Origin of the sequence: Bartonella sp. MR100HLJHH (assembly GCF_042194215.1) — a bacterium.
In the GTDB taxonomy this organism is placed as follows: Bacteria; Pseudomonadota; Alphaproteobacteria; order Rhizobiales; family Rhizobiaceae; genus Bartonella; species Bartonella grahamii.
This window is the reverse complement of the sequence record NZ_JBHIMR010000087.1, coordinates 1-873: the sequence shown is the minus strand read 5'-3', so window position 1 is coordinate 873 and position 873 is coordinate 1. Positions and strand designations below refer to the sequence as shown.

General features: G+C 43.1%; 2 protein-coding genes. Both read left to right on the top strand.

Annotated features, from left to right (window positions below; translation table 11 throughout):
• Window positions 1-454: lysozyme (locus ACFIJ7_RS09670; RefSeq protein WP_375645205.1), on the top strand; the 454-nt coding region annotated here is incomplete at its 5' end.
• Window positions 451-678, top strand: coding sequence for a hypothetical protein (locus tag ACFIJ7_RS09665; RefSeq protein WP_375645204.1), 228 nt, complete (start codon window positions 451-453; stop codon window positions 676-678). The genes ACFIJ7_RS09670 and ACFIJ7_RS09665, both read left to right, overlap by 4 nt.
• The last annotated feature ends 195 nt before the right edge of the window (window positions 679-873 follow it).

The window sequence follows — 873 nt, the reverse complement described above, 5'->3', positions numbered from 1 at the left end:
CGTTGAACGCGCTGTTACAGTTTCATTAACAGATGAACAATTCGCGGCGTTAGTGTCATTTTGCTATAATGTAGGAACAACAGCCTTTTGTAACTCGACACTGTTAAAAAAGCTCAATCAAGGTGAATATGAAGCCGTCCCTGCCGAGCTACAGAAATGGACCAAAGCAGGCGGGAAGCGTCTTGAAGGTCTAGCACACCGGCGCGCAGCAGAAACAGGCTTATGGGCAAAAGGGGCTTATGTTTCTTCCAATTATCAAACAGTAGAAACGCAAGCACCAACGGGGGTGTTCAAAGCCGAAGCACTTGCACCAATTATTGGCTCTTTTTCTGGGCTTGGTGGTTTGTTAGCAGGCAATGGACCAATCCAATGGGCTTTGGCAACCATTATGATTTTAGCCGCATGTGCTGGCATTTTCTTTGTTGCTAAACGCTTTCAGGAGCACCGCCTATGATCTTATGGATGAAAAGAAATCTGATGCTAACAGGCGCGGCTTTAGCCGCTTTTTTTATTGCATTAGCAAGAGCTTTTACTCTTGGTAAAAAGAGTGAACAGCAAAAGCAAACGGAAAAAGCTTTAAAAGCAGCCACAACACGTCTGGAGGTGGAAAGTGAAGTTAATCAAAAAAGTGATGCTGATGTGCGTGCTGCTCTCTCTGACTGGTTGCGCGACAAATAAATATGCTTCTTCTTGTGTTGGCTGGTTGCCAATTTATTTAGACAAGAAAGATCTGAACGCCATCAGTTCAAACTTAGCAAGAGAAATTTTAAAGCACAATAATCTAGGTGAACGCGTATGTGGGTGGAAACATGGCTAGAAAAAAAACACAAGACGATATAGAGCTTACAGAAGCAGAAAAAGAAATACTTCAAG